The following is a 1,251-nucleotide window of genomic DNA, read 5'->3' as shown; positions in this document are numbered from 1 at the left end:
CACGCCGAGCACGGCCAGTTCCGGCGCGTGCTTTTCGACCAACTCGGCAAATTTCGTAAGCACCTTCTTGCGCAAGGCGTTCGCCAAGGGCTCCTGGTCGCGCGCGAAGAAGCGGCCCGAGCAGAAATGATGGCCGAAGCCGAAGGCAGCGTGATCGCCCTCGTCGCGGTGGATGTCGAAGCGATCCGGATCGGTGAAACGGCTTTCGTCGCGGCTGGCCGAGGAGACGAGCGCGGCGACCGGAGCGCCGGCGGGGATGGTCACGCCGCCGATCTCCACGGCTCGGGTCGTTTCACGCGTCTGCGTGCCGATCGGCGCCACCCAGCGCAAACCTTCGTCCACCGCCTTCGGCACGAAGGTTTCCGGATCGTCGAGCACTTGGCGCAACTGCTTTGGGTTCGTCAGCAGACCGACGAGGATGGAGCCGGCGCCATGGCCCGGTTCCTGCATGCCGCCAAGCAGGATGACCTTGATGGTCGGCATCAGGAAGTCGATCGCACGCGTTTTGCCTTCCGGCATGCCGTCATAGAGCATGTGCGACAGCGCCGAGTCGTCCGGTTCGCGAGCGAGCTTCTCCAAGGTCGGCATCACGGCATCGCTGACCTCGGCGCCGATCGCGTCGGCGATCTCCTGGCGCTTGGGATCGTTTTCGAAATTGATGGCGCCCTGGGCGAGCCCATAGAACCATCGGCGCAATGTCGGCATATCGATGTCGATGAGGCCGAGCGAGCGCGCCAGGCTGAGCGTCGACACGGGCTCGAAATAGTCGGCCATCAGCTCGGCGGAGCCGCGCCTGGCGATCTCGTCGAGATAGGGTTCGGCGATCGCGCGCACGAGGTCTGCGGCGTAGGAGGCGACGGTGCGCGGCCGGTATTTCGGATCGACGCCCTGGCGCAGATCCTTATGGACTTCGACGTCGGTGGTCAGGATCGTCGGCTTGCCGAAGGAGCGTTCGACCGGCGAGGTGCCGACGACCGCCGAGAAGATGTCGGGCGACTTGGCGACGGTTTCGACGTCCTTCCAGCGGGTGACGAACCACAGGTTGACCGCCGGCACGAAGGCAACCGGGGCGCTGCGTCTCAGTTCCGCATAGATCGGATAGGGATCGGCCTCCAACGCCTCGACCGTGATATCATCGGCAAAGCTCATGCCGCTGCTCCCGTTGGGTGAAAAGGGGCGGCAGCGGCGCCGCCGCCCCTTCTGTCCATCAATCCTTCAGCGGCTTGCCAAGGCTTTCGAAGGCCACCGGGT

1 protein-coding gene is annotated in these 1,251 nt (G+C 65.1%); it reads right to left on the bottom strand.

The features are described from left to right. Nucleotides 1–1,149, bottom strand: a 1,149-nt coding sequence (locus tag EOD07_RS34870) for a cytochrome P450 (protein ID WP_127238390.1), incomplete at its 3' end; no start/stop codon positions are given. Nucleotides 1,150–1,251 lie beyond the last annotated feature (102 nt).

Source organism: Mesorhizobium sp. M2C.T.Ca.TU.002.02.1.1 (assembly GCF_003997225.1).
The sequence above is the reverse complement of the archived record's forward strand: the minus strand, read 5'-3'. Positions and strand labels throughout refer to the sequence as shown.